Origin of the sequence: Pseudonocardia autotrophica (assembly GCF_003945385.1) — a bacterium.
Classification (GTDB): Bacteria; Actinomycetota; Actinomycetes; order Mycobacteriales; family Pseudonocardiaceae; genus Pseudonocardia; species Pseudonocardia autotrophica.
In genome coordinates, this window is sequence record NZ_AP018920.1 from 755,622 (window position 1) to 775,810 (window position 20,189).

The following is a 20,189-nucleotide window of genomic DNA, read 5'->3' on the forward strand; positions in this document are numbered from 1 at the left end:
GGATCCGGCGGGGCCGTTCGTCGTGCCCGTGTCCCGCCGGGGTGCCGCTCGGCGGGCGGAGCGCGCGTTCAGCCGCCTCCCCGGTGGACGGTGCGCCGTGGCGGGCGCGACCCGGGGTGCCGGCGGGCGTCGCCGCGCGGGGAGACCGGCCTGGCACTAGCGTCGCCGATCATGGCCGACTCGACCGCCGTCGTCTGGTTCCGGCGTGACCTGCGGGTCGCCGACCAGCCCACGTTCCTCGCCGCCGCGGACGCGGCCGATCGCGCGCTGGCGCTGTTCGTGCTGGACCCGGCGCTGCTGAAGCCCTCCGGCGCGGCCCGGATCAACTTCCTGTTCGGCTGCCTGCGCGAGCTCGACGAAGCGCTCGGCGGCCGGCTGCTGATCGTCCGGGGCGACCCGGCCGACGTCGTCCCGCGGGTTGCGCGGGCGGCCGGTGCCACGACGGTGCACGTCGCCGCCGACTTCGGGCCCTACGGCCGGGAACGCGACGAGCGGGTCGAGAAGGCGCTCGCCGACGACGGCGCCGAGCTGGTCCGCACCGGCTCGCCCTACGCGGTCGCGCCCGGCCGGGTGGAGAAGGGCACCGGCGGCTCGTTCAAGGTGTTCACCCCGTTCAGCCGGGCCTGGGCCGATCACGGCTGGCGGGCCCCCGCCACGACCGACGGGTCCACCTGCGACTGGCTCGACCCGGCGGCGCCGGCCGGCGGCCCGCGCGCGGTTCGCATCCCCGGCGACGAGCCGTGCGACGCCGAGCTCCCGGAGCCGGGTGAGCGGGCGGCGCTGGCCCGCTGGGCGGAGTTCCTCGACGATGCCGTGGCGCACTACAAGCCGGAGCGCGACATCCCGGCGAAGGCGGGCACCTCGGGCATGTCGCCGTACCTGAAGTACGGCTGTGTGCACCCGCGCACGCTGCTCGCCGATCTCGGCCGCCGGCGCGGCGACTCGGTGTCCACCTTCCGCACCGAGATCGCCTGGCGGGAGTTCTACGCCGACGTGCTGCACCGGCGCCCGGACTCGGCCCGGGGCAACTACGACACCGCGTTCGACCACCTGCCGCTGCGCACCGGGAAGGACGCGTACGCCGACTTCGACCGCTGGCGCGACGGCCGGACCGGTTTCCCGATCGTCGACGCCGGGATGCGCCAGCTGCGCGCCACGGCCTGGATGCACAACCGGCTGCGGATGGTCGTCGCGTCGTTCCTGGTGAAGGACCTGCACCTGCCGTGGTGGTGGGGTGCCCGGCACTTCATGCAGCTGCTGGTGGACGGCGACCTGGCGTCCAACCAGCACGGCTGGCAGTGGACGGCCGGATCGGGGACGGACGCCTCGCCGTACTTCCGGATCTTCAACCCGATCACCCAGGGGGAACGCTTCGACCCGGACGGCGAGTACGTCCGGCGCTGGGTGCCGGAGCTGGCCGGTGTCGGGGGCAAGGCGGTGCACCAGCCGTGGAAGCTGCCCGGCGGGATCCCGGACGGCTATCCGGAGCCGATGGTCGACCACCGCGCCGAACGGCAGGACGCGCTGGACCGCTACGAGCTCGTCAAGAACGCCCGGGGCTGACCCGCAGCGCCTCCCGCCAGGAGATCCGGGCGCCGGTGCGCAGGATCGAGTTCCGGTAGACCCGCGCGGCCAGCAGCACCATCCCGGTCAGCGCCGCCAGCGCGAGCAGCAGCGCGACCAGCGGCTCCCACCAGGCGGTGACCCCCAGCGCGGTGCGCGCCGGCATCAGCGTCTGGGAGAAGAACGGCACGAACGACAGCACCGTGGCAACGGTGTTCCGCGGATCGGCCGGCAGGATCGCGACGGCCAGCAGGAACGGCAGCAGCAGCGGCACCGCGATCGGCGCCGTCACCGACTGGAGCTCCTCCTGACGGGACACCAGCGCCCCGGCCGCCGCGTACAGCGTCGCGAAGAGGAAGAAGCCGACCAGGTACCAGACGACGACCGACGGCAGCATCCCCAGCAGCAGCGTGGGCACCGCGAGCACGCCGGTGGCGAGCGCGATCGTCGTCCCGATCCCGCCGAGGATCAGCAGCTGCAACAGCCCGACCAGGCCCAGCCCGAGGATCTTCCCGGCGAGCAGGTGGCCGGGCCGGACGGTGGCCAGCAGCAGCTCCACCACCCGGCTGGACTTCTCCTCGACCACACCCTGCGACACGGCGGCGCCGTACGCGGTGACCGAGAAGAACAGCAGCAGCGTCACCGACAGCGCGATACCGACCCGCTGGCCGCGTTCCGGGTCCTCCGGTTCGAGGGTGCGCACACCGACCCCGGACCGCTCGGTGACCTGCGCCGGATCGGCGCCCGCCGCACTCAGCGCGTCGCTCACCGCGCGCTGCTCGACGACCTCGGTCACCAGCCCGCGCAGGGCGCCGCCGACATCGTCGCGACCGACGAGCTGATAGCTGCCCGGTGCGCCGGTGAGCATCGCGTCGGCCTCACCGGAGCGCACCATCGACTCCCCGGTGGGCCGGTCACCGGCCTCGGTGAGCCGCAGCACGAGACCCTGCCGATCGGCGCCGGCCTGCAGATCGGTGCGCAGCTCGCCGGACTGCCCCTGCAGGACCAGCGACGACTCCGAGCTCTGCGAGCCGACGAACGCGAACACCGCGCCGTAGCCACCGAACACGGCCAGCATCAGCAGCAGCCCGACCAGGAAGGTCCGGGATCGGACCTGGGTGGTGATCTCCCGGCGGGCGACCAGGGCGATCGTGGCGGCGGGTCCGGTCATGCGGCCGCACCGCCGGGGAGTCGATCGGCGACGGCGTCGCGGTACAGCTCGGTCAGTGGCGGCCGGTACGGCCCGAACGCGCGCACCGGTCCGGCCGCCAGCGCGGCCGTGAGCAGTTCCTGATCGCCGGTGCCCGCCACCAGCTCGACGCGGGTCCGGTCACCCGTCGTGTCCAGCACTCGCACCCCCGCCAGCCCGTCGGCCCAGCCGGGCGGCGGGCCGGTGACGTCGTAGCGGTCGCCACCGCCGGAGCGCAGCTCCCCGACCGACCCGACGGCGACCATCCGACCGGCCGAGATGATCCCCACCCGGTCGCAGAGCCGCTCCACCAGCTCCAGCTGGTGCGAGGAGAAGATCACCGGGGTGCCCGTCGCGGCCCGTTCGCGCAGCACGTCGCTCATCGTGTCGACGGCAGTCGGGTCCAGCCCGGAGAACGGCTCGTCGAGCACCAGCAGTTCCGGATCGTGCACCAGCGCGGCGCACAGCTGCACCCGTTGCTGGTTGCCCAGTGACAGCTTCTGGACCTCGTCGGCGCGCCGACCGGCGAGGCCGAGCCGCTCGGTCCAGTGCTCGGCGGCGGCGACGGCGGCCGCACGCGGCACGCCGTGCAGCCGGGCCAGGTAGACGAGCTGCTCGACGACCCGCATCTTCGGGTAGAGGCCGCGTTCCTCGGGCAGGTACCCGATCCGGCGGCGAACCGCCGCATCCACCGGCGCGCCCCGCCACGAGACGGATCCGGCGTCGGGTTCGAGCACCCCGAGCACGATCCGCATCGTGGTCGTCTTGCCCGCCCCGTTGCCGCCGACGAAGCCGAAGAGCTCGCCCGGGCGCACCTCGAACGTCACGTCCTCCAGTGCCGTCGCGGTGCCGAACCGCTTGTCGAGCCCCTCGATCGCCAGCACGGCGGCGACGCTACACGGACCCCCGTCCGCACAGCGGAACGTGATCGTTGCACGGGGTAGCAGGCCCGGATTTCGCTCTGTAAGCTCCCCGCCGCGCAATGCCCGAGAATATGTCGATTGTGTAACGAAATGCGTTCCCTGGTTGCGGAACGCATTTCGGTAATGGGGGGTGTATCGAATGTCCTCGGTTCCGGCCGATCCCGGTCAGCAGGGCACGCACGGTGAGGTCGAGCCGTCGATCCTGCGTCGAGCGGTCGCCGCCTCGGCGATCGGAAATGCCACCGAATGGTACGACTACGGCGTCTACGGATACGTCGCGGTGATCATTGGGGCGAACTTCTTCCCCGGCGACTACGAGCGGCTGTTCGCGCTCCTCGGGCTGGCCGTCTCGTTCGTGCTGCGCCCGCTCGGCGGGATCGTCTGGGGGCCGCTGGGCGACCGGATCGGCCGGCAGAAGGTCCTCGCGATGACCATCATCCTGATGGGTGTCGCCACCTTCCTGATCGGCATCCTGCCGACCTTCGAGACCATCGGTGTGCTCGCGCCGATCCTGCTGATCCTGCTGCGCGTGGTGCAGGGCTTCTCCACCGGCGGTGAGTACGGCGGCGCCGCGACCTTCATGGCCGAGTACTCCCCGGACCGGAGGCGAGGCTTCTGGGGCAGCTTCCTGGAGTTCGGCACGATGGCTGGTCTGACCCTGGCCGCGCTGGTCGTCTTCGGGCTCACCGCCGCGGTCGGCAGCGACGCGATGAACAGCTGGGGCTGGCGGATCCCGTTCATGCTGGCGCTCCCGCTCGCGCTGATCGGTCTGTACATCCGGAGCAAGCTCGAGGACACCCCGGTGTTCCGCGAGCTGGAGGAGAGCGGGCAGGCGGAGACGGCGGCCACCGGGGCGCTCAAGCGCCTGCTCGTCGACTACAACAAGCCGATCATCACCCTCTTCGGCCTGGTCATCGCGCTGAACGTCACGAACTACGTGCTGCTGACCTACATGCCGACCTACCTGCAGGGCACCATCGGGATGAACGCCGACGACGCCACCCTGGTCGGCGTGCTCGGCGGGGCGCTGATGATGGTCTTCATCCCGATGGCGGGGTCGCTGTCCGACCGGATCGGCCGCAAGCCCTGCTGGCTCATCTCGCTGACCGGCGTGTTCGTGCTGGCGATCCCGATGTACATGCTGATGGGGGTCAGCTTCGGCTGGGCGGTGGTCGGCTTCACCGTGCTGGGGCTGGTCTACGCGCTGCAGCTGGGCACCATCTCGGCGACGTTCCCGGCGATGTTCCCGACCCACGTCCGGTTCGCCGGGATGGCGATCTCCTACAACGTGGCCACCGCGATCTTCGGCGGCTGGGCGCCGGTCGCGAGCGAGGCGCTCGTGGAATCGACCGGGGATCTGCTCGTCCCGGCGTACTTCATGATGGGTGCCTCGCTCGTCGGGCTGGTCGCGCTCTACTTCGTGATCGAGACGAAGGGGTCGTCGTTGGGCGGCCGGGAGCTGCCGGGGCTCGCCGAGCACGAGGCGAGGCTGGCGGCCAAGGCACGCGCCTGAACTCCGCACCACCACCGGGCCGGGCCCGTCTCCGCAGGCCGGAGGCGGGCCCGGCCCGGTTCAGCGGCGGGCGGCCCAGCCGCCGGGCAGCGGCACGTGCCCGTCCCGCGAGGCCGTCCACAGCCAGACCCAGCAGACGGCGCCGTCCTCCAGCACCACCCGGATCCGGCGGTACTCCGGGCCCTCGTGGTCGTCCAGCGCCGGCAGCGAGCGCACCGGATCGGCGAGCTCGACCAGATAGCCGGGGACGCCCGTGGTGCCGTCCAGGCTCAGCGCCGGATAGCCGTGCCCGGTGTCGGCGACACCGCCGACGGACAGGAACGCCGGTCGCGGCAGGACGAGCGGATCGGCGTGCCCGCGGGCCAGCGGCCAGGCGTGCTGGCCGGGCATCAGTGATCCGTAGACGAAGATCCGGGACGGCCAGCCGTCCGGCTCGGGCGGACCGGTCACCGTCGTGGTGTCCAGACCGTCGGCGCCCGGCTCGCCGGTCAGCGCGGCCGCATCCGCCTGGCCGAGCTGCGTGCACCGGACCGGGCTGCCGCCGACCAGCAGCGGGCGCCGGTCGGTCCGTGCGACACCGGTGGGGCGCTCGGGCGCGACGTAGGCGCAGAGCCGGTCCAGCACCGCCCCGGTCTCGGGGACGATCACCGATCCGGTGGCGATCCGGGCCAGCCGGTAGCGGGGCGGGTCCGCGGATCGGCCCTCCACGGCGTCGAGTGCGGCGAACTGCTCCGGCGCCGTCAGCCAGACGACGTGCTCCTCGGCCACTCCGGGGACGGCGGCCAGGGTGGCCGGACGCTGGTCGTCGACCACCCGCCGGCCGGCCGACCAGACGGCGGCCAGGCCCTCCGTCCGGACCTGCAACGCGACGACCGGCCCGGTGAGCCCCCGGTGCTCCCGCATCCAGCTGATCTTCTCCGGATTCGCGTTCGATCCGTAGCCGAGCACCGGCACCCGCTGCGCGAGCGGCACCGCACCTCGCCCGGCCAGCCAGTCGTCCAGGCAGCGCCGGTCGACCCGCCATCCGGACGGCGCCGACGGATCCGGCGTGATCGGGTTGGTCAGCGCGTCCTCGTGCACGAACGAGACATCCGGCCGGGACCCCGGATAGGGCTCCGCGGGGAAGCCGGAATCCGGCCACGGTGGCGAGGTGTCCGGGTTCATGCGGTGCGACGGTAGTGCCTCGTCGCAGGACGTTGGGGTCGGAATCGGTGGATCCAGGCGTTCACTCGCAAGGCGCCGGACGGGCCCAGTACCGGAGGTACTCGGCTTGTTCGGCAACGCCGCGAGCGGGCGGCTGGGCCGCCGAGTTCGGCCCTGAACGTTCTGTGACGGGGCACCGGATCAACACCGGGGAGTGCGCACCTCCCGGTACGGGCGTCAGCCGGTGTCGTCGTGCGTCCGGCGCAGCGCCGGATGCAGGCGGCGGATCAGCACCGACGCCAGTGCGGCCAGCGCGAGCACCCCGAGCCAACCGGTCAGGGCGTAGACCCAGGCCGGTGCGCCCTCGGGTACCGAGGTCACCACCCCGACGAGCGTGAGCAGAGCTGCGCCGATGCCGACCAGCAGCCGCTGCCAGCCCGGGAGTTCCTCGGGCAGGGTCAGCGATCCGAGCAGCCGGCGCAGGGCGGGTCCGATCGGCCGGGTCACCGGGGTGACGCTACGGCGCTCTCCGGTCATCGCCGCTCACGGCCCTTCGCGACTGCCCGCCGCAGCAGTGCGGTCGCGACCATCAGTCCGAACACGACCAGCACCCCGACGATCGAGCGCACCCACAGCGGGGTGGCGTCGGGGAGCAGCAGGGGCACCGAGAACACCCCGACCATCGAGGTGCTGAGCACGATCATGACCAGCAGCGGCGGCGGGGTCCCCGCCGGGAACGTCAGGGCCCGCACGAGCGGGTTGCGCCGGACCGGATCGGACATATCGCGCACGCTACCCGGAGATCGACACACCCTCCGGCATCGCGATCCCGTAGCCGCGGATCTTCCGGTAGATCGTGGCCCGGCTCATCCCGAGCCGCCGGGCGGCCTCGGCCTTGTTGCCGTCGGCGTCGAGCAGCGCGTCGACGATCGCGTCGCACTCGATCGACTCCAGTGGTGTCAGTACCCGGCGGGTGAGGGCCCTGGTCTCCGGCGGGAGGTCCTCCACCCGGATCACCCCGGTGCGGCGGCGGGCGACGACCTTGCGCAGGACCTGGTAGAGCTGGTCCACATTGCCCGGCCAGCGGTTGCGCATCAGCACCCGCAGCGCCTCCGGTGAGCAGGTCAGGTCGGCGCCGCGGGTCAGCCGGGCCAGCAGGTACGGCACGAGCTCGGCGACGTCCTCCACGTGGTGGCGCAGCGGCGGCACCTCGATCGTCCGCGGGAACGCGCCCAGCAGCTCGGTCAGCTCCGGGAGGTCGGTACCGCTCTCGGGTGCGGGGCCACGGGTCGCGACCACCCACGGGCGCTCGTGGTCGGTCGACTCGCGCTGTGGTTCCAGTGCCTCGGTCAGCGCGCTCGCGGCGGCCGCGGGCAGCGTGTCGACCTCGCGGAGCACCAGCGTCCCGTTGCTGCCGGCGAGCTCGTCGACGACCTCGGACAGCCAGCGCGGCGAGAAGTCGGCCGCGTCGAGGATCCGCACGTGCCCGGCGGGGGAGTGCAGGTGGTGGGTGGCCCGGGCGAGGGTGGTCCGGCCCGAACCCGGCTCGCCCTCGAGCACCACCCACTCGTTCTTGCGCAGGTGCCGGTCGACGGACTGGGCGCACTTGGTCCACAGCGCGCCGGAGCCGACCGCGGTCGGCAGCGCCGTGGTGATTGTCGGGTGCGAGCCGCGGGGGCCGGGCGCCTCCCGGTGGGTCAGTGTCACCTGGAGCACCCCGCCCGAGGACCCGTCGCTCTCGGCCCAGCTCGGACGGCACTGCACCCTGGCGGTCGCGCCGCTGGGCAGGTCGACGACGAGCTGGCGGCTGCGCCCGGAGCGCAGCGCCTCGGTGGCCCCGGCCAGCAGCGGGACCTGGTCCGACGGCGCGATCAGCTCGCGGGCCCGGTCGTTCATCATCACCAGGTCGTCGCCCACGGCGAGCACCGCGGTGTTCCCGGCCCGCTGGACAGCGGCGAGGTAGTCGTGCAGCAGGGTCAGCTCGTGCCGCCCGGAGGCGGCCAGCAACGCCTCCTCGATCCGGCGGGCGGTGGTCGCCGCCGTCGCCATCATCAGCGAGTTGGCCTCCCTCCGCCAGCCCGTCAGGTCGACCACGCCGAGGATCTTCCCGGTCACCGGGTGCCGGATCGGCGCGCCGGCGCAGGCCAGGTCCTCCAGGTGCTCGACGAAGTGTTCGTGCCCGAAGACCGCGGTCGGCCGGCGCCCCTCCAGTGCGGTGCCGATCCCGTTCGTGCCGACGTGCCGCTCGGCGTAGGAGAAGCCCGGCGCCAGCCACACCCGATCCAGGTGCTGGCGCAGCGCCGAGTCACCGGTGCGGCGGTCGAGGACGACGCCGTCGTGGTCGCACAGGATCAGGCTGACCGGCTCGGTGGCGAACTGGTCCGCGAGCTCGGCCACGATCGGTGTCGCGGCCCTGGCCAGCGGCCCGTCGGTCTCGCAGTCCAGCTCGGCGAGGTCGATCGAATCGGCCGGGACATCCATGTCGCGGGACCGGATCCAGGAGGCCAGGATCGGGGCGCGGACCGACTCGGGGGCCACGGCGTCGCGGTGCAGGAAGGCCTCCCGCGCCGCCGCCACCCGTTCCGTTGCGACGAGAGCACTCGCGTGGCGGCTACCGGGGCTGTGCGGGGCGGTGGTCCGCCCTGATCCGGTACCGCCCTGCGCACCATCGGGCAGGGATGTCACGGATGGCCTCCTCGCCTGCGTCGTGATCGGGAACCACACCCCGCAACCGAGGGCTGAGCAGCGGTGACCTGCTCCGGAAGAAGGTGTGACGACGACGGTACGCGCCGTGAGAGCAAGATCACCAGACGTGACCGTTCTGCAGCGTCTCATATTGAGACCTCCGACCCCCTGCGGAGCCGGTGTGATTCGCAGCACGGGATGAACGGCACCGGAGCCGCGGGATCCACTCGCGCCCCCCGGCCGCTGCAGGTCCCGTGACCGATCTCCACCCGGGGCACCCGCGCTCGCCCCGTGGTCCGGCGGTCGGGCGAGGCGGACCCGTACGACAGGCGCTCTCCCCGGAAGGACTCGGGGACCCGCGGGGCGCATGCACCGGCGGCCGCCGCGATCGACGCACGACCGGTTGGACCGAATCCGACCACCACCCACCACCGTGAGGAGACGACGTGAGTCGGCAGAGCTTGGCAAAGGCTCACCAGAAGATCCAGGAGCTTTCCTGGGAGCCGCAGTACCACGAGCCGTACATGAAGTACGGAACCGACTACACCTTCAAGAAGGCGGCGAAGAAGGACCCGCTCAAGCAGGTCCTGCGCTCGTACTTCCCGATGGAGGAGGAGAAGGACCACCGCGTCTACGGTGCCCAGGACGGCGCCATTCGCGGCAACATGTTCCGGCAGGTGCAGGAGCGCTGGCTGGAGTGGCAGAAGCTCTTCCTGTCGATCATCCCGCTGCCGGAGATCTCGGCGGCGCGGTCGATGCCGATGCTGTTCCACGTGGTTCCGAACCCGGAGCTGCACAACGGCCAGGCGATCCAGATGATCGACGAGGTTCGGCACAGCACGATCCAGCAGAACCTCAAGCGCCTGTACATGAACAACTACATCGACCCGGCGGGGTTCAACAACTCGCTGCGGAACTTCCAGTCGGACTACGCCGGCACGATCGGCCGTCAGTTCGCCGAGGGGTTCATCACCGGTGACGCGATCACCGCGGCGTCGATCTACCTGACCATCGTCGCGGAGACCGCGTTCACGAACACCCTGTTCGTGGCGATGCCGGCGGAGGCGGCGGCAAACGGTGACTACCTGCTGCCGACGGTCTTCCACTCGGTGCAGTCCGACGAGTCGCGGCACATCTCGAACGGTTACGCCACGCTGCTGATGGCGCTGTCCGACGAGGACAACCGCCAGCTGCTCGAGCGTGACCTGCGGTACGCCTGGTGGAACAACCACCGGGTGGTCGACGCCGCGATCGGTACCTTCATCGAGTACGGCACGAAGGACCGCCGTAAGGACCGCGAGTCCTACGCGGAGATGTGGCGTCGCTGGATCTACGACGACTACTACCGCTCGTACCTGCTGCCGCTGGAGAAGTACGGCCTGGTCATCCCGCACGACCTGGTCGAGGAGTCCTGGAACCAGATCTGGAACAAGGGCTACGTCCACGAGGTCGCGCAGTTCTTCGCCACCGGTTGGTGCGCCAACTACTGGCGGATCGACGGCATGACCGACACCGACTTCGAGTGGTTCGAGTACAAGTACCCGGGTTGGTACGACCGGTACGGCAAGTGGTGGGAGAACTACAACCGCCTTGCCAAGCCGAACGGTCACCACGCGATCGTCGCCGAGGACGTCGACTACGTGTACCCGCACCGGTGCTGGACCTGCATGGTGCCGTGTCTGGTGCGCGAGGACATGGTCGTCGACAAGGTGGACGGCCAGTGGCGGACGTACTGCCACGAGGTCTGCCGCTGGACCGACGCCGAGGCGTTCCGTCCCGTGTACCAGGGTCGCGAGACCCCGAACATGGGCAAGCTCGTGGGTCACCGCGAGTGGGAGACGCTCTACCACGGTTGGAACTGGGCGGACGTCATCCAGGACATGGGCTTCGTCCGGGACGACGGCAAGACCCTGACCGCCCAGCCGCACCTGGATCTCGACCCGAAGAAGATGTGGACGCTCGACCACATGCGGCGGATGCCGCACCTGGCGAGCCCCAACGTCATCCTCAACGAGATGAGCGACTCCGAGCGCGAAGCGTTCGTGGCGGACTACAACCGCCAGGGGCCGGCTGGTCGGCCCGCGCCCACCGACGCCTGAGCGCGGGTCAGGCGAGGGGGGAGGGCCCCCGCTAGTCCATAGCGGGGCCCTCTCTCCGCGGCCCGGCCGGGGGGTCGTCTTCCCCGGCCGGGTCAACCCGGCCGTCCCTACGTAGGACGGCGGGTTCCTCCGCGTGCTCAATTGTCCGATTCGTCGCTTTTCTCACACCAATGTTGCGGTGTTGTTCACGCCAGAGAGGTGGTCCGGAGACCGTGGGTGACAAACACGTCGTGCGGTTCGAGCCGGTCGGCATCGAGATCGAGGTCGACGAGGACCAGAACATCCTGCGTGCCGCTGCCGAGCAGGGTGTCCAGCTCATGCACGGCTGCAAGGAAGGCCAGTGTGCGGCCTGCAAGTCGTTCGTCCTCGAGGGAGAGGACATCGAGTACGACAGCTACTCGACGTTCGCCCTGCCGGACTACGAGAAGGAGGAGGGCTCGACGCTCCTCTGCCGGGCGCACGCGTACGAGGACCTGGTGATCGAGCTCCTCAACTACGACGAGGAGATCATCCGGTCCGGCCTGCCGCTCACCAGGGGAGCGGTGGAGGTGGTGTCGGTCGAGAGCGTCACCCACGACATGCGGCACCTGACGGTCAAGCTGGTCGAGCCGAGCGAGATCAAGTTCTTCCCCGGGCAGTACATGGATCTGGTCTGCCCGGGCACCGAGGAGAGCCGCTCCTTCTCGATGGCGAACACGCCGAACCGGGACGGCCTGTTCGAGTTCGTCATCAAGGTCTACCCGGGTGGCCTGTTCGGCACCTGGCTCGACGAGACCGCCAAGCCGGGTGACCGGCTGGAGGTCGAAGCACCCTTCGGCACGTTCACGCTCCGCCAGAACCGGAGCTCGCGGCTGATCTTCATCGGCGGCGGGGCCGGAATGGCCCCGGTGCTCGGTCTGCTCCGAGCGATGACCGAGGGCGGGGTGGAGCGCCGGGCGACCTTCTACTACGGCGCCCGCACGTCGAAGGACCTGTGCTTCGAGAAGGAGATCGCCGAGCTCGCACCACAGCTCACCGACTTCCGTTTCGTGCCGGCGCTGTCCGATCCGGACAGCTCCGACGGCGACTGGGCCGGCGAGACGGGCCTGATCACCGATGTGGTCAGGAAGAACGAGACCGATCTGAAGGGAGTCGATGCCTACGTCTGCGGTCCGCCACCGATGGTCGACGCGGCCATCGCGACGCTGACCCAACTGGGTGTGAGCGAGGACAACATCTTCTACGACAAGTTCACCACGACCGGTGAGCAAGAAGGCGAGGACGGACAGTGACCACCACCGAAAGCAGCACGTCGTCCGGTTCGCAGCGCAGCGTTCCCAAGCCCGTCTTCACCGACGCGGAGGCAGGGGCACGCGAGTTCCCCGACTCGAGTTCGAACGCGCGCCGCTACAACTACTACACCCCGGCCAAGCGCAAGCAGACCATCTACGAGGACACCACCGTCGAGGTCCAGCCGGACCCGCGGCACTACCTCACCCAGGGCTGGATCTACGGCTTCGCGAACGGTGAGGGCGGTTACCCGCTGCACTGGACCAAGCTGAAGACCTGGGGCGTCGACGAGCCCGAGCCGCAGCGCGGGATCGGCACCGGCGGCATGACCGTCAAGAACTGGCCGGCCCACGGCTGGCACGAGTTCCGCGACCCGAACGAGGAGTGGGAGCAGTCCCTCTTCCGGTACAACGCGAACGTCGTCCGCCAGCTGACCCAGAACATCGAGAACGCCCGTAACGGCAAGGCGTTCGAGCTCTGGAACACGAACTGGACGCGCTTCGTCGAGCGCAACGTCGGTGCCTGGATGCACATCGAGCACATCCTCGGGCTGTACGTCTTCGCCGCGAACGAGCGGTCGGCGCCGACCAACATGCACAACACGGCGCTCGCCGCGAACTCGACCCGCAAGATCCGCTTCGCACAGGACCTGGCGCTCTACAACCTGACCCTGTCCGAGGAGATCGAGGAGTTCGACGGCCGGGCCCACATCGACGCCTGGGACAACGCGCCCGAGTGGCAGGGCGTGCGCAAGCTGGTCGAGAGCCTCACCGCTGTCCAGGACGACTGGGGCGAGGCCATCTTCGCGACGAACTGCATCTTCGAGCCGCTGGTCGGAGAGCTGTTCCGGTCGAACCTGGTGATGCAGTCCGCCGCCACGAACGGCGACTTCGTCACTCCGACGGTGATGGGTGCCGGCGAGTACGACTACGCGCAGCGCGACCTGCGCTGGTCGATCGCCTGCTTCGCGCCGCTGAGCCAGGACCGGGAGTTCGCCGACCACAACCGGGGGCTGCTCAACGGCTGGCTGCGGAACTACGTGCCGCAGGCACTGGAGGCTGCCCGGACGATGCAGCCGATGTGGTCCCAGTCGGACTCCAAGCCGCCGACGTTCGAGGACTCCCTCGACCGCGCCAAGAACCGGTTCGCCGGGATCTGCAGCGATCTCGGCCTCGACGTCCCCGAGGAGCTGAAGCAGTGATGACCAGCACCGACTCGCCGTTCAAGCAGGACAGCACCGCGTCGAACATGTGCGGCTTCACCCTGATGAACAACCAGATCGGCGCGGTCATCGCGACCGTGCTGGACCGGCAGGACAACGTCACCGTGCAGCACCTGCCCTCGATGATCCGCATCGACGGCACCGGCATGTTCGAGCTCGACTACGTCGCGATGGACGAGGAGGCCGGTCAGGAGGAGGGCTGGTTCGACGCCGCCCAGTTCGAGGAGAACATGTCCACCCACTACGGGCGGATGGTGCACCTCGACGAGAAGACAATCATGTTCGCCAACCCCGAGGACGCCGCCGAGTACATCGACTTCGATCTGAAGCCGGTGGACTGACGCCCTCGCCCTGACGCGCCGCACCGCCCGGGACGACGACCCGGCACGGAGCCACCACACCCGAGCCGGCTCGGGCGGTGCGGCGCTGCTCGGTCACCGAGCACCTGCGTTGATCCGCACCCGCGCACTGGACCAACTCATTCCTCCGGGAGGACTCCACCATGGCCAAGGAACTCCGCTTCGGCGCAGAGGGCCGGCACCTGCTGCAGGCCGGTGTCGACCAGCTGGCCGAAGCCGTCAAGAGCACGCTCGGCCCCAAGGGCCGCAACGTCATCCTGGAGAAGATCACGGGTTCGCCCGAGGTCACGAACGACGGCGTGACGATCGCCCGCGAGATCCACCTGCGCGACCCGTTCGAGAACATGGGCGCCCAGCTGGTCAAGGAAGCGGCGGTCAAGACCAACGACACGGTCGGCGACGGCACCACGACCGCCACCGTGCTGGCCCAGGCGATCGTCCGGGAGGGCATGATCGCCATCGAGCGCGGCGGTAACCCGGTGCTGGTCAAGCGGGGCATCGACATCGCGGTCGGCGCGCTGGTGGACCGGCTGCAGACGGTGTCGCACCCGGTGAGCACCGAGGAGGACTACGCACGCGTCGCCGCCATCTCGGCCAACGACGACTGGTCGATCGGCACCGTCGTCGCCAAGGCCCTGCACACCGTCGGCGACGACGGCGTGGTGACCGTGGACGACAATCCGGTGCCCGGCGTCTCGGTCGACTTCGTCGAGGACTTCGAGTTCGACAACGGGTACGTGACGCCGTACATGGTGACCAACCCGGGCACGCTCGAGGCGGTCGTCGACGATGCCTACATCCTGTTCTCCGCGGGCCGGATCAAGGACGTCCAGGAGATCATGCCGGTGCTCGACCGGGTGATGCGCAACGAGCGCCGCCCGCTCGTGGTGATCGCCGAGACGGTCGAGGGCACCGCCCTGCAGATGCTGGTGCACAACCACGTCAACGGGCACTTCCAGGCCGTCGCGATCAAGGCGCCCGGTTTCGGCGAGAAGCGCATCCACCTGCTGGAGGACATGGCCGCGCTGTGCGGCGGCCAGGTGCACTCGAAGAGCTCGTCGTTCTCGCTGGAGCAGATCGACATCGAGCACCTCGGCCGGGCCACCCAGATCCGGGTGACCAGCGAGAACACCACCATCATCGGCGGCCACGGGGACAAGCAGAAGCTGGAGTACCGGCTGTCCCAGCTGCGTGCCGAGCTCGCCAGGGCCACCATCGGCACCGACGAGGACTTCTTCTCGGACCGGATCGCCCGGCTGTCCGGCAAGGCCGCGATCATCTCGGTCGGCGCGCCGACCAACGCCGAGGCCCGCGAGATCCGGCACCGGGTCGACGACTCGCTGCAGGCCACCCGGGCCGCGGTCGCCGAGGGCATCGTCGCGGGCGGTGGTGTGGCGCTGCTGCACGCCGAGCCCGCGCTGGACGCGCTCGAGGTCAACGAGGACTACCGGATCGGCGTCGAGATCGTCCGGCACGCGCTCACCGAGCCGGTGCACCTGATCGCCTCGAACGCCGGCTACGACGGTGACGACGTGGTCAAGCAGGTCACCGCGCTGGACGCCGACTCCGGTTTCGACGCCCTCGAGGGCCGCTACGGGAACATGGTCGAGATGGGCATCATCGACCCGCTCCGGGTGGTGCGCTCTGCGCTGCAGAACGGCGCCTCGGTGGCCGGTCTGATCCTGACCACCAACTCGTTGGTGGCCGAGGAGGTCACGCCCTGGAACAAGGCGCTGATGACCGAGTTCGGTGAGCTGGACGAGGGCATCCCGCAGCCCAGCCCGGACTCGAGCACGCCGCAGTCGATGGGCCTCGGCCCGTCGGTCGGCTGAGACGCGCACAGCACATCGCAATCCCGGCCCGGCACGCCGAGCGCGTGCCGGGCCGGTCCGTGGGAGTGGAGAGGTGGTCGTGGTGGACCGGTGTTGCGGGGGTTCCGGCGTCTCGTTCGTCGTGGACGCCCAGGTCCACGGCTGGGACGGACGCCCGCACAACCAGGCCGGGCCGGCCGGTGAGCAGTTCGTCGCCGACCTGCACCACCGGCACCGGATGGTCGACCCGTCGCCGCGGCCGCTGTCGGCGGACGCGTTCGGTCTGGTCACCCGGGAGGCGCTGGCCGCGCACGTGCTGTCCGCCGTGGACCGTGCGGTGCTCGTGCCGGCGACCTTCGACGACCTGTTCGTGCTCGGGTTCGCCGCCCCGGCCTGGCACGCCGAGCTGGCCGAGGAACACCCGGGCCGGCTGGTGCTCGCCGGGGAGCTCGACCCGGCCGATCGGGACCGGGCCCGCGGGATCGGGGCCCAGGTCACCAGGGGTGGCCTGCGCGCGCTGACGGTGTTGCCGTCGCGGCGTCCGGAGACCACGGTGTCGCTGCGTGAGTCCTGGCTGCGCCGGACGCTGATCCGGGCCGAGCAGGCCGGCGCCGGCGTCGTCCACATCGGGGTGGCGCCGACCGCGCGACCGCCGGCCGCCGCACCGGACTGGGCGCACGCCGGCGTCGTGGACGCGGGGGAGGCGGTGCCGCGTCCACGCTGGCCGTCCTGGGCGGAGCCGGTCCGGGCCGGTTCGGCGCTACCGGTCCGGGCCCGGACGGCGGGCCCGCTGCCCGCCGGCGCGGTCGACGTCGCCGAGGTCCGGGAGCTGGCCGCGGCGCTGCCGCGGGTCCGGTTCGTGCTCGGCGCGGCGGCGGCACCGACCGCCGCACTGATCCGTCTGGCCCGGCTGCCGAACGTCTACGTGCTGCTCACCGACCTGCTGATCGCGTTGCGGCGCAACCCGGAACCGGCCGCGGCCGCGCTCGGGGAGCTGCTCGCCGCCTACGGGCCGGACCGCCTGATGTTCGGCAGCGGCTACCCGCTGGTGCGGCCTGCCCGGCTGATCCGGGACCTGATGACCTTCCGCTACCCGGAGTCGCTGCGCGGGCGTTACCCCGAGCTGGACGACGAGGTCCTGGAGGCGTTGCTCGGCGGTACCGCATCCCGGCTCTACCAGCTGGCCGATCCGCGGGTGCCGCAGGTCGGGCGCCGCCGGCCCGCCGGGCCGGTCGCGCTCACCCGCTCGCCGCGGGCGCGCTGAACGACCCGGTCCGCGGCCGGCGCGCCGGCCCGATTCCGCTCGCGGCCGGCCCGGGGACACGGTTGGGCCTCCCGGCGTGGGTCATGCCTCGGCGCGCAGCCGGTCCGCGGCCCACCGGGCCCAGTCGCGGATCGCCTCGTACTGACGGACGCCGAACTCGGCGGCGAGCTGGCCGATGCCGTCCTCGCCGAGCATCGAGGCGTCGGCGGGATGCTCGGCGCGCACCTCGCGCAGCACGGCCAGCCCGCGTTCGGCCTCGTCCGCGGTCCGGTCGAGCACGGCGAGCGCGTCGTCCCGTGGGAGTGCCGCGATGAGGAACATGCGCAGCACCGGCTCGTTGCGGACCTTGGCCTGCTGCTGGGGGGCGAGCATCCAGCGGCGGAGCTCGGCGCGGCCGTCGTCGGTGAGGGTGTAGGTCTTCGCGCCGCGGGCTCCCTCCTCGGTCACCTCGGCGAGTCCTTGCGCGGCGAGCTTCCCGAGCTCGGGGTACACGCTGGTGTGCCCGGCCTGCCAGGCGTAGCTGCCCAGGTCGGTGTCGAACCACCGGGCCAGGTCGTAGCCGGTGGCCGGGTTCAGGGCGAGCAGTCCGAGCAGTGCGTGCGGGAGCGACACCGGGCAAGCTTACCTGTCAATTTCGACATGTCAGTATTGACATGTCAAGGGTGGCGCCTCGATGCTCGTCGGCATGACGACGAGCGACCGCCTCCCGGCTCCCCTGCAGGGCCACTTCGCCCCGGTTCCGGACGAGATCACCGCACACGACCTGCCCGTCATCGGAGCGCTTCCGCCCGAGCTGACCGGGCGCTACCTGCGCAACGGGCCCAATCCGCTGCCCGGTCAGCACTCCGGCCACTGGTTCGCCGGGCACGGGATGCTGCACGGCATCCGGCTGCGCGACGGTCGTGCGGAGTGGTACCGCAACCGCTGGGTGCGCACCGGCCTGCTCGCGGGGCGGCCGCATTTCACCCTCGACGGCGCTCCCGACCTGGCAGCGGTACCCGCCAACACCCACGTCGTGCCGCACGCGGGCCGGATCCTCGCGCTCGTCGAGGCGGGGCTGCCCCATGAGGTGACGCCGGAGCTGGAGACCGTCGGAGCCCTGGACTTCGGCGGCCGGCTGCGCACCGCGATGACGGCGCACCCGAAGATCGATCCGGTGACCGGGGACCTGCACTCCTTCGGCTACGGCTTCGTCCCGCCGTACCTGACCTATCACCGGGTTTCCGCGGCGGGCGAACTCGTCACCACCACCGAGGTCGCCGTGCCGGCGCCGACGATGATGCACGACTTCGCGATCACCGACCGGCACGCGGTGTTCCTGGAACTTCCCATGATGTTCCGGATGGAGGACGCGTCGGCCGGCGCCATGCCCTACCGGTGGGACGACGACCACGGTGCGCGCCTGGGCGTCATGGCGCTGGACCGCCCGGGCGAGGTGCGCTGGTTCGAGATCGCCCCGTGCTTCGTGTTCCACGTCGGCAACGCACACACCGACGACCGCGGCCGGATCGTCGTCGACGGTGCCCGCTACGCCCCGGCCGACGTCGCCGTCATGTGGTCGTCGCTGGATGGCGACCCGGCCGGGCCCGCGGCCTCCGCGGCAGCCTCCGGGAAGGCCACCCTGCACCGCTGGACGCTCGACCCGGCGACCGGTGCGGTCAGCGAGAACGCGCTCTCCGAGGTGGGGCTGGAGTTCCCCACCGTCGACGACGCCGTAGTCGGACGCTCGAACCGCTATACCTACGCCGTGGCCGACGCCGGCCCGTCGGCTGCGCCCTACGCCGCGGTGCTGCGCCACGACCGGCTCCGCGACGAGATGGCCGCGCACGAGCTCGGTTCCGACGTCGTCGCCGGTGAGGCGGTGTTCGTGCCGTCCGCGGCCGCGGACCGCGCCGAGGACGACGGCTGGCTGCTCTCGATCACCACCACCCGTGACGGCCGGGCGTCGGAGCTGCTCGTGCTCGACGCACGGGATCCCGCCACCGATCCGGTGGCCCGGGTGACGCTCCCGCGCGGGGTGCCGACCGGATTCCACGGCTCCTGGCTCCCGGATCGTGGGCAAGGCTAGGCAAACCTCAATAGTGGATCTACTATTCCGCCGCGGAACATGGAGGCCACACATGAACATCACGCGCCGGCAGCTGCTGGTCGGATCACTGGTCACGGCGGGTGGGCTGGTGCTCGCCGGCTGCGGCCGCGGCGAGGGCACCGGCGGCGGTGACGACGCTGCGGCCGGCCCGGGGTTCCCGGTCACCATCGAGCACCGGTTCGGGACGACGACGATCGAGCGTGCACCGCAGCGGGTCGTGACCATCGGCTACAGCGACCACGACGCCGTGATGGCGCTCGGGGTACCGGTCGCCGGGGTCCGCTACTGGTACGGCCCGGAGGGCGACGCGATCCAGCCCTGGGCGGAGGATGCGGCCCGGCAGACGGGTTCGCAGCCGCAGATCCTGACCATGGAGACCCCGGACCCGGAGAAGATCGCCGCCGCGTCCCCGGACCTGGTGATCGGCATCTACTCCGATCTGGAGCAGGGCAGCTACGACCTGATCAGCGCGATCGCGCCGACCGTCGCGGCCCCGGCGCAGTACGCCGACTACGGCGTCCCGTGGCAGGAGACGACCCGGATCGTCGGGCGGGCGCTCGGCCGGTCCGAGCAGGCCGAGCAGGCCGTCGCCGGGGTCGAGGCCCGGTTCGCGGCCGCCCGCGAGGCCAACCCGCAGTGGGCGGGCAAGGAGGTCGCGGTCGCGACCCGAAGCGCCGACAAGCTCGGTGTGTTCGCCTCGCACGACCTGCGGTCGCAGTTCTTCACCGAGCTGGGCTTCGTCGTCCCGGCCCGGTTCGACGAGCTGTCCGGCGAGAACTTCTACGCCGACCTGAGCTTCGAGCAGTCGAACGAGCTGGAGCGCGACCTGGTGGTCTGGGACCAGCTGTCGTTCACCCCGGGTGGGCGGGCCACGGTCGAGGCCGATCCGCTGATCTCCCGGCTCGCGGTGACCCGCGAGGGGCGGACGGTCTTCCTCGAGGGCGCGACCGAGCTGGCGTTCGCCTGGCAGACGGTGCTGAGCCTGCCCGCCGCGCTGGACGGCGTGCTCCCGCTGCTGGAGCAGGCGCTGCCGAAGACCTGAGGGCCGCTTGCGAGGGTG

At 71.2% G+C, this 20,189-nt stretch carries 17 protein-coding genes; 10 read left to right on the forward strand and 7 right to left on the reverse strand.

Annotation, left to right across the window (positions count from 1 at the left end; genetic code table 11):
• The first annotated feature begins 171 nt into the window (after nucleotides 1-171).
• Nucleotides 172-1,563: a cryptochrome/photolyase family protein gene (locus Pdca_RS03705; protein ID WP_085914479.1), complete on the forward strand. Its 1,392-nt coding sequence runs from the start codon at nucleotides 172-174 to the stop codon at nucleotides 1,561-1,563.
• Here the strand turns inward: Pdca_RS03705 and Pdca_RS03710 are convergent.
• Both Pdca_RS03710 and Pdca_RS03715 read right to left on the reverse strand, forming a co-directional pair.
• Nucleotides 1,544-2,734, reverse strand: a complete 1,191-nt coding sequence (locus Pdca_RS03710; protein ID WP_085914480.1) for an ABC transporter permease — start codon at nucleotides 2,732-2,734, stop codon at nucleotides 1,544-1,546. The genes Pdca_RS03705 and Pdca_RS03710 overlap by 20 nt on opposite strands.
• Nucleotides 2,731-3,636, reverse strand: coding sequence for an ABC transporter ATP-binding protein (locus Pdca_RS03715; RefSeq protein ID WP_085914481.1), 906 nt, complete (start codon nucleotides 3,634-3,636; stop codon nucleotides 2,731-2,733). Before Pdca_RS03715 ends, Pdca_RS03710 begins: the two co-directional genes overlap by 4 nt.
• Before the next feature lie 178 nt (nucleotides 3,637-3,814).
• Here Pdca_RS03715 and Pdca_RS03720 point away from each other — a divergent pair, with 178 nt between their 5' ends.
• Complete coding sequence (locus Pdca_RS03720; protein WP_085914482.1) at nucleotides 3,815-5,188, forward strand: MFS transporter; 1,374 nt, start codon at nucleotides 3,815-3,817, stop codon at nucleotides 5,186-5,188.
• 60 nt (nucleotides 5,189-5,248) lie between these two features.
• On the opposite strand, the gene Pdca_RS03725 is transcribed toward Pdca_RS03720, so the two are convergent.
• The 4 genes from Pdca_RS03725 to Pdca_RS03740 all read right to left on the reverse strand — a co-directional run bounded on the left by Pdca_RS03725 (nucleotide 5,249) and on the right by Pdca_RS03740 (nucleotide 9,016).
• Nucleotides 5,249-6,352, reverse strand: a complete 1,104-nt coding sequence (locus Pdca_RS03725) for a gamma-glutamylcyclotransferase family protein (RefSeq protein WP_085914483.1) — start codon at nucleotides 6,350-6,352, stop codon at nucleotides 5,249-5,251.
• A 216-nt stretch (nucleotides 6,353-6,568) separates the two neighbouring features.
• On the reverse strand, nucleotides 6,569-6,838 hold the full coding sequence (locus Pdca_RS03730; RefSeq protein WP_085914484.1) for a hypothetical protein: 270 nt from the start codon (nucleotides 6,836-6,838) through the stop codon (nucleotides 6,569-6,571).
• Nucleotides 6,839-6,864: 26 nt separating this feature from the next.
• Nucleotides 6,865-7,113, reverse strand: coding sequence for a hypothetical protein (locus tag Pdca_RS03735; RefSeq protein ID WP_085914485.1), 249 nt, complete (start codon nucleotides 7,111-7,113; stop codon nucleotides 6,865-6,867).
• Between the two features lie 10 nt (nucleotides 7,114-7,123).
• Entirely contained in the window at nucleotides 7,124-9,016 is a 1,893-nt protein-coding gene (locus Pdca_RS03740; RefSeq protein WP_307724074.1) for a sigma-54-dependent Fis family transcriptional regulator, read from the reverse strand.
• 461 nt (nucleotides 9,017-9,477) lie between these two features.
• On the opposite strand from Pdca_RS03740, the gene Pdca_RS03745 reads away from it, so the two are divergent.
• The 6 genes from Pdca_RS03745 (at nucleotide 9,478) to Pdca_RS03770 (ending at nucleotide 17,040) form a co-directional block, all read left to right on the forward strand.
• On the forward strand, nucleotides 9,478-11,115 hold the full coding sequence (locus Pdca_RS03745) for a ferritin family protein (RefSeq protein ID WP_166666025.1): 1,638 nt from the start codon (nucleotides 9,478-9,480) through the stop codon (nucleotides 11,113-11,115).
• Nucleotides 11,116-11,327: 212 nt separating this feature from the next.
• Nucleotides 11,328-12,386 carry an FAD-binding oxidoreductase gene (locus Pdca_RS03750; protein WP_085914487.1) on the forward strand — a complete coding sequence of 353 codons (1,059 nt, stop codon included), beginning with the start codon at nucleotides 11,328-11,330 and terminating at the stop codon, nucleotides 12,384-12,386.
• On the forward strand, nucleotides 12,383-13,585 hold the full coding sequence (locus tag Pdca_RS03755; RefSeq protein ID WP_085914488.1) for a ferritin family protein: 1,203 nt from the start codon (nucleotides 12,383-12,385) through the stop codon (nucleotides 13,583-13,585). Before Pdca_RS03750 ends, Pdca_RS03755 begins: the two co-directional genes overlap by 4 nt.
• A complete protein-coding gene (gene mimD / locus Pdca_RS03760) occupies nucleotides 13,585-13,947 on the forward strand; it encodes a propane 2-monooxygenase effector subunit MimD (protein WP_085914489.1) in 363 nt (120 codons plus the stop codon). Before Pdca_RS03755 ends, mimD begins: the two co-directional genes overlap by 1 nt.
• 161 nt (nucleotides 13,948-14,108) lie before the next feature.
• Entirely contained in the window at nucleotides 14,109-15,797 is a 1,689-nt protein-coding gene (groL, locus tag Pdca_RS03765) for a chaperonin GroEL (protein WP_085914490.1), read from the forward strand.
• Between the two features lie 73 nt (nucleotides 15,798-15,870).
• On the forward strand, nucleotides 15,871-17,040 hold the full coding sequence (locus Pdca_RS03770; protein WP_085914491.1) for an amidohydrolase family protein: 1,170 nt from the start codon (nucleotides 15,871-15,873) through the stop codon (nucleotides 17,038-17,040).
• 81 nt (nucleotides 17,041-17,121) lie between these two features.
• Here the strand turns inward: Pdca_RS03770 and Pdca_RS03775 are convergent, their stop codons facing one another.
• Nucleotides 17,122-17,652 (reverse strand): PadR family transcriptional regulator, encoded by a 531-nt coding sequence (locus tag Pdca_RS03775; protein ID WP_085914492.1) that lies wholly within the window; start codon nucleotides 17,650-17,652, stop codon nucleotides 17,122-17,124.
• A gap of 73 nt (nucleotides 17,653-17,725) precedes the next feature.
• Here Pdca_RS03775 and Pdca_RS03780 point away from each other — a divergent pair, with 73 nt between their 5' ends.
• Together Pdca_RS03780 and Pdca_RS03785 are read left to right on the forward strand one after the other, a co-directional pair.
• A complete protein-coding gene (locus Pdca_RS03780; RefSeq protein WP_085914522.1) occupies nucleotides 17,726-19,108 on the forward strand; it encodes a carotenoid oxygenase family protein in 1,383 nt (460 codons plus the stop codon).
• A 52-nt stretch (nucleotides 19,109-19,160) separates the two neighbouring features.
• The gene (locus Pdca_RS03785; RefSeq protein WP_085914493.1) at nucleotides 19,161-20,171 is read left to right on the forward strand and encodes an ABC transporter substrate-binding protein; all 1,011 of its coding nucleotides are present in this window, start codon (nucleotides 19,161-19,163) and stop codon (nucleotides 20,169-20,171) included.
• Nucleotides 20,172-20,189 lie beyond the last annotated feature (18 nt).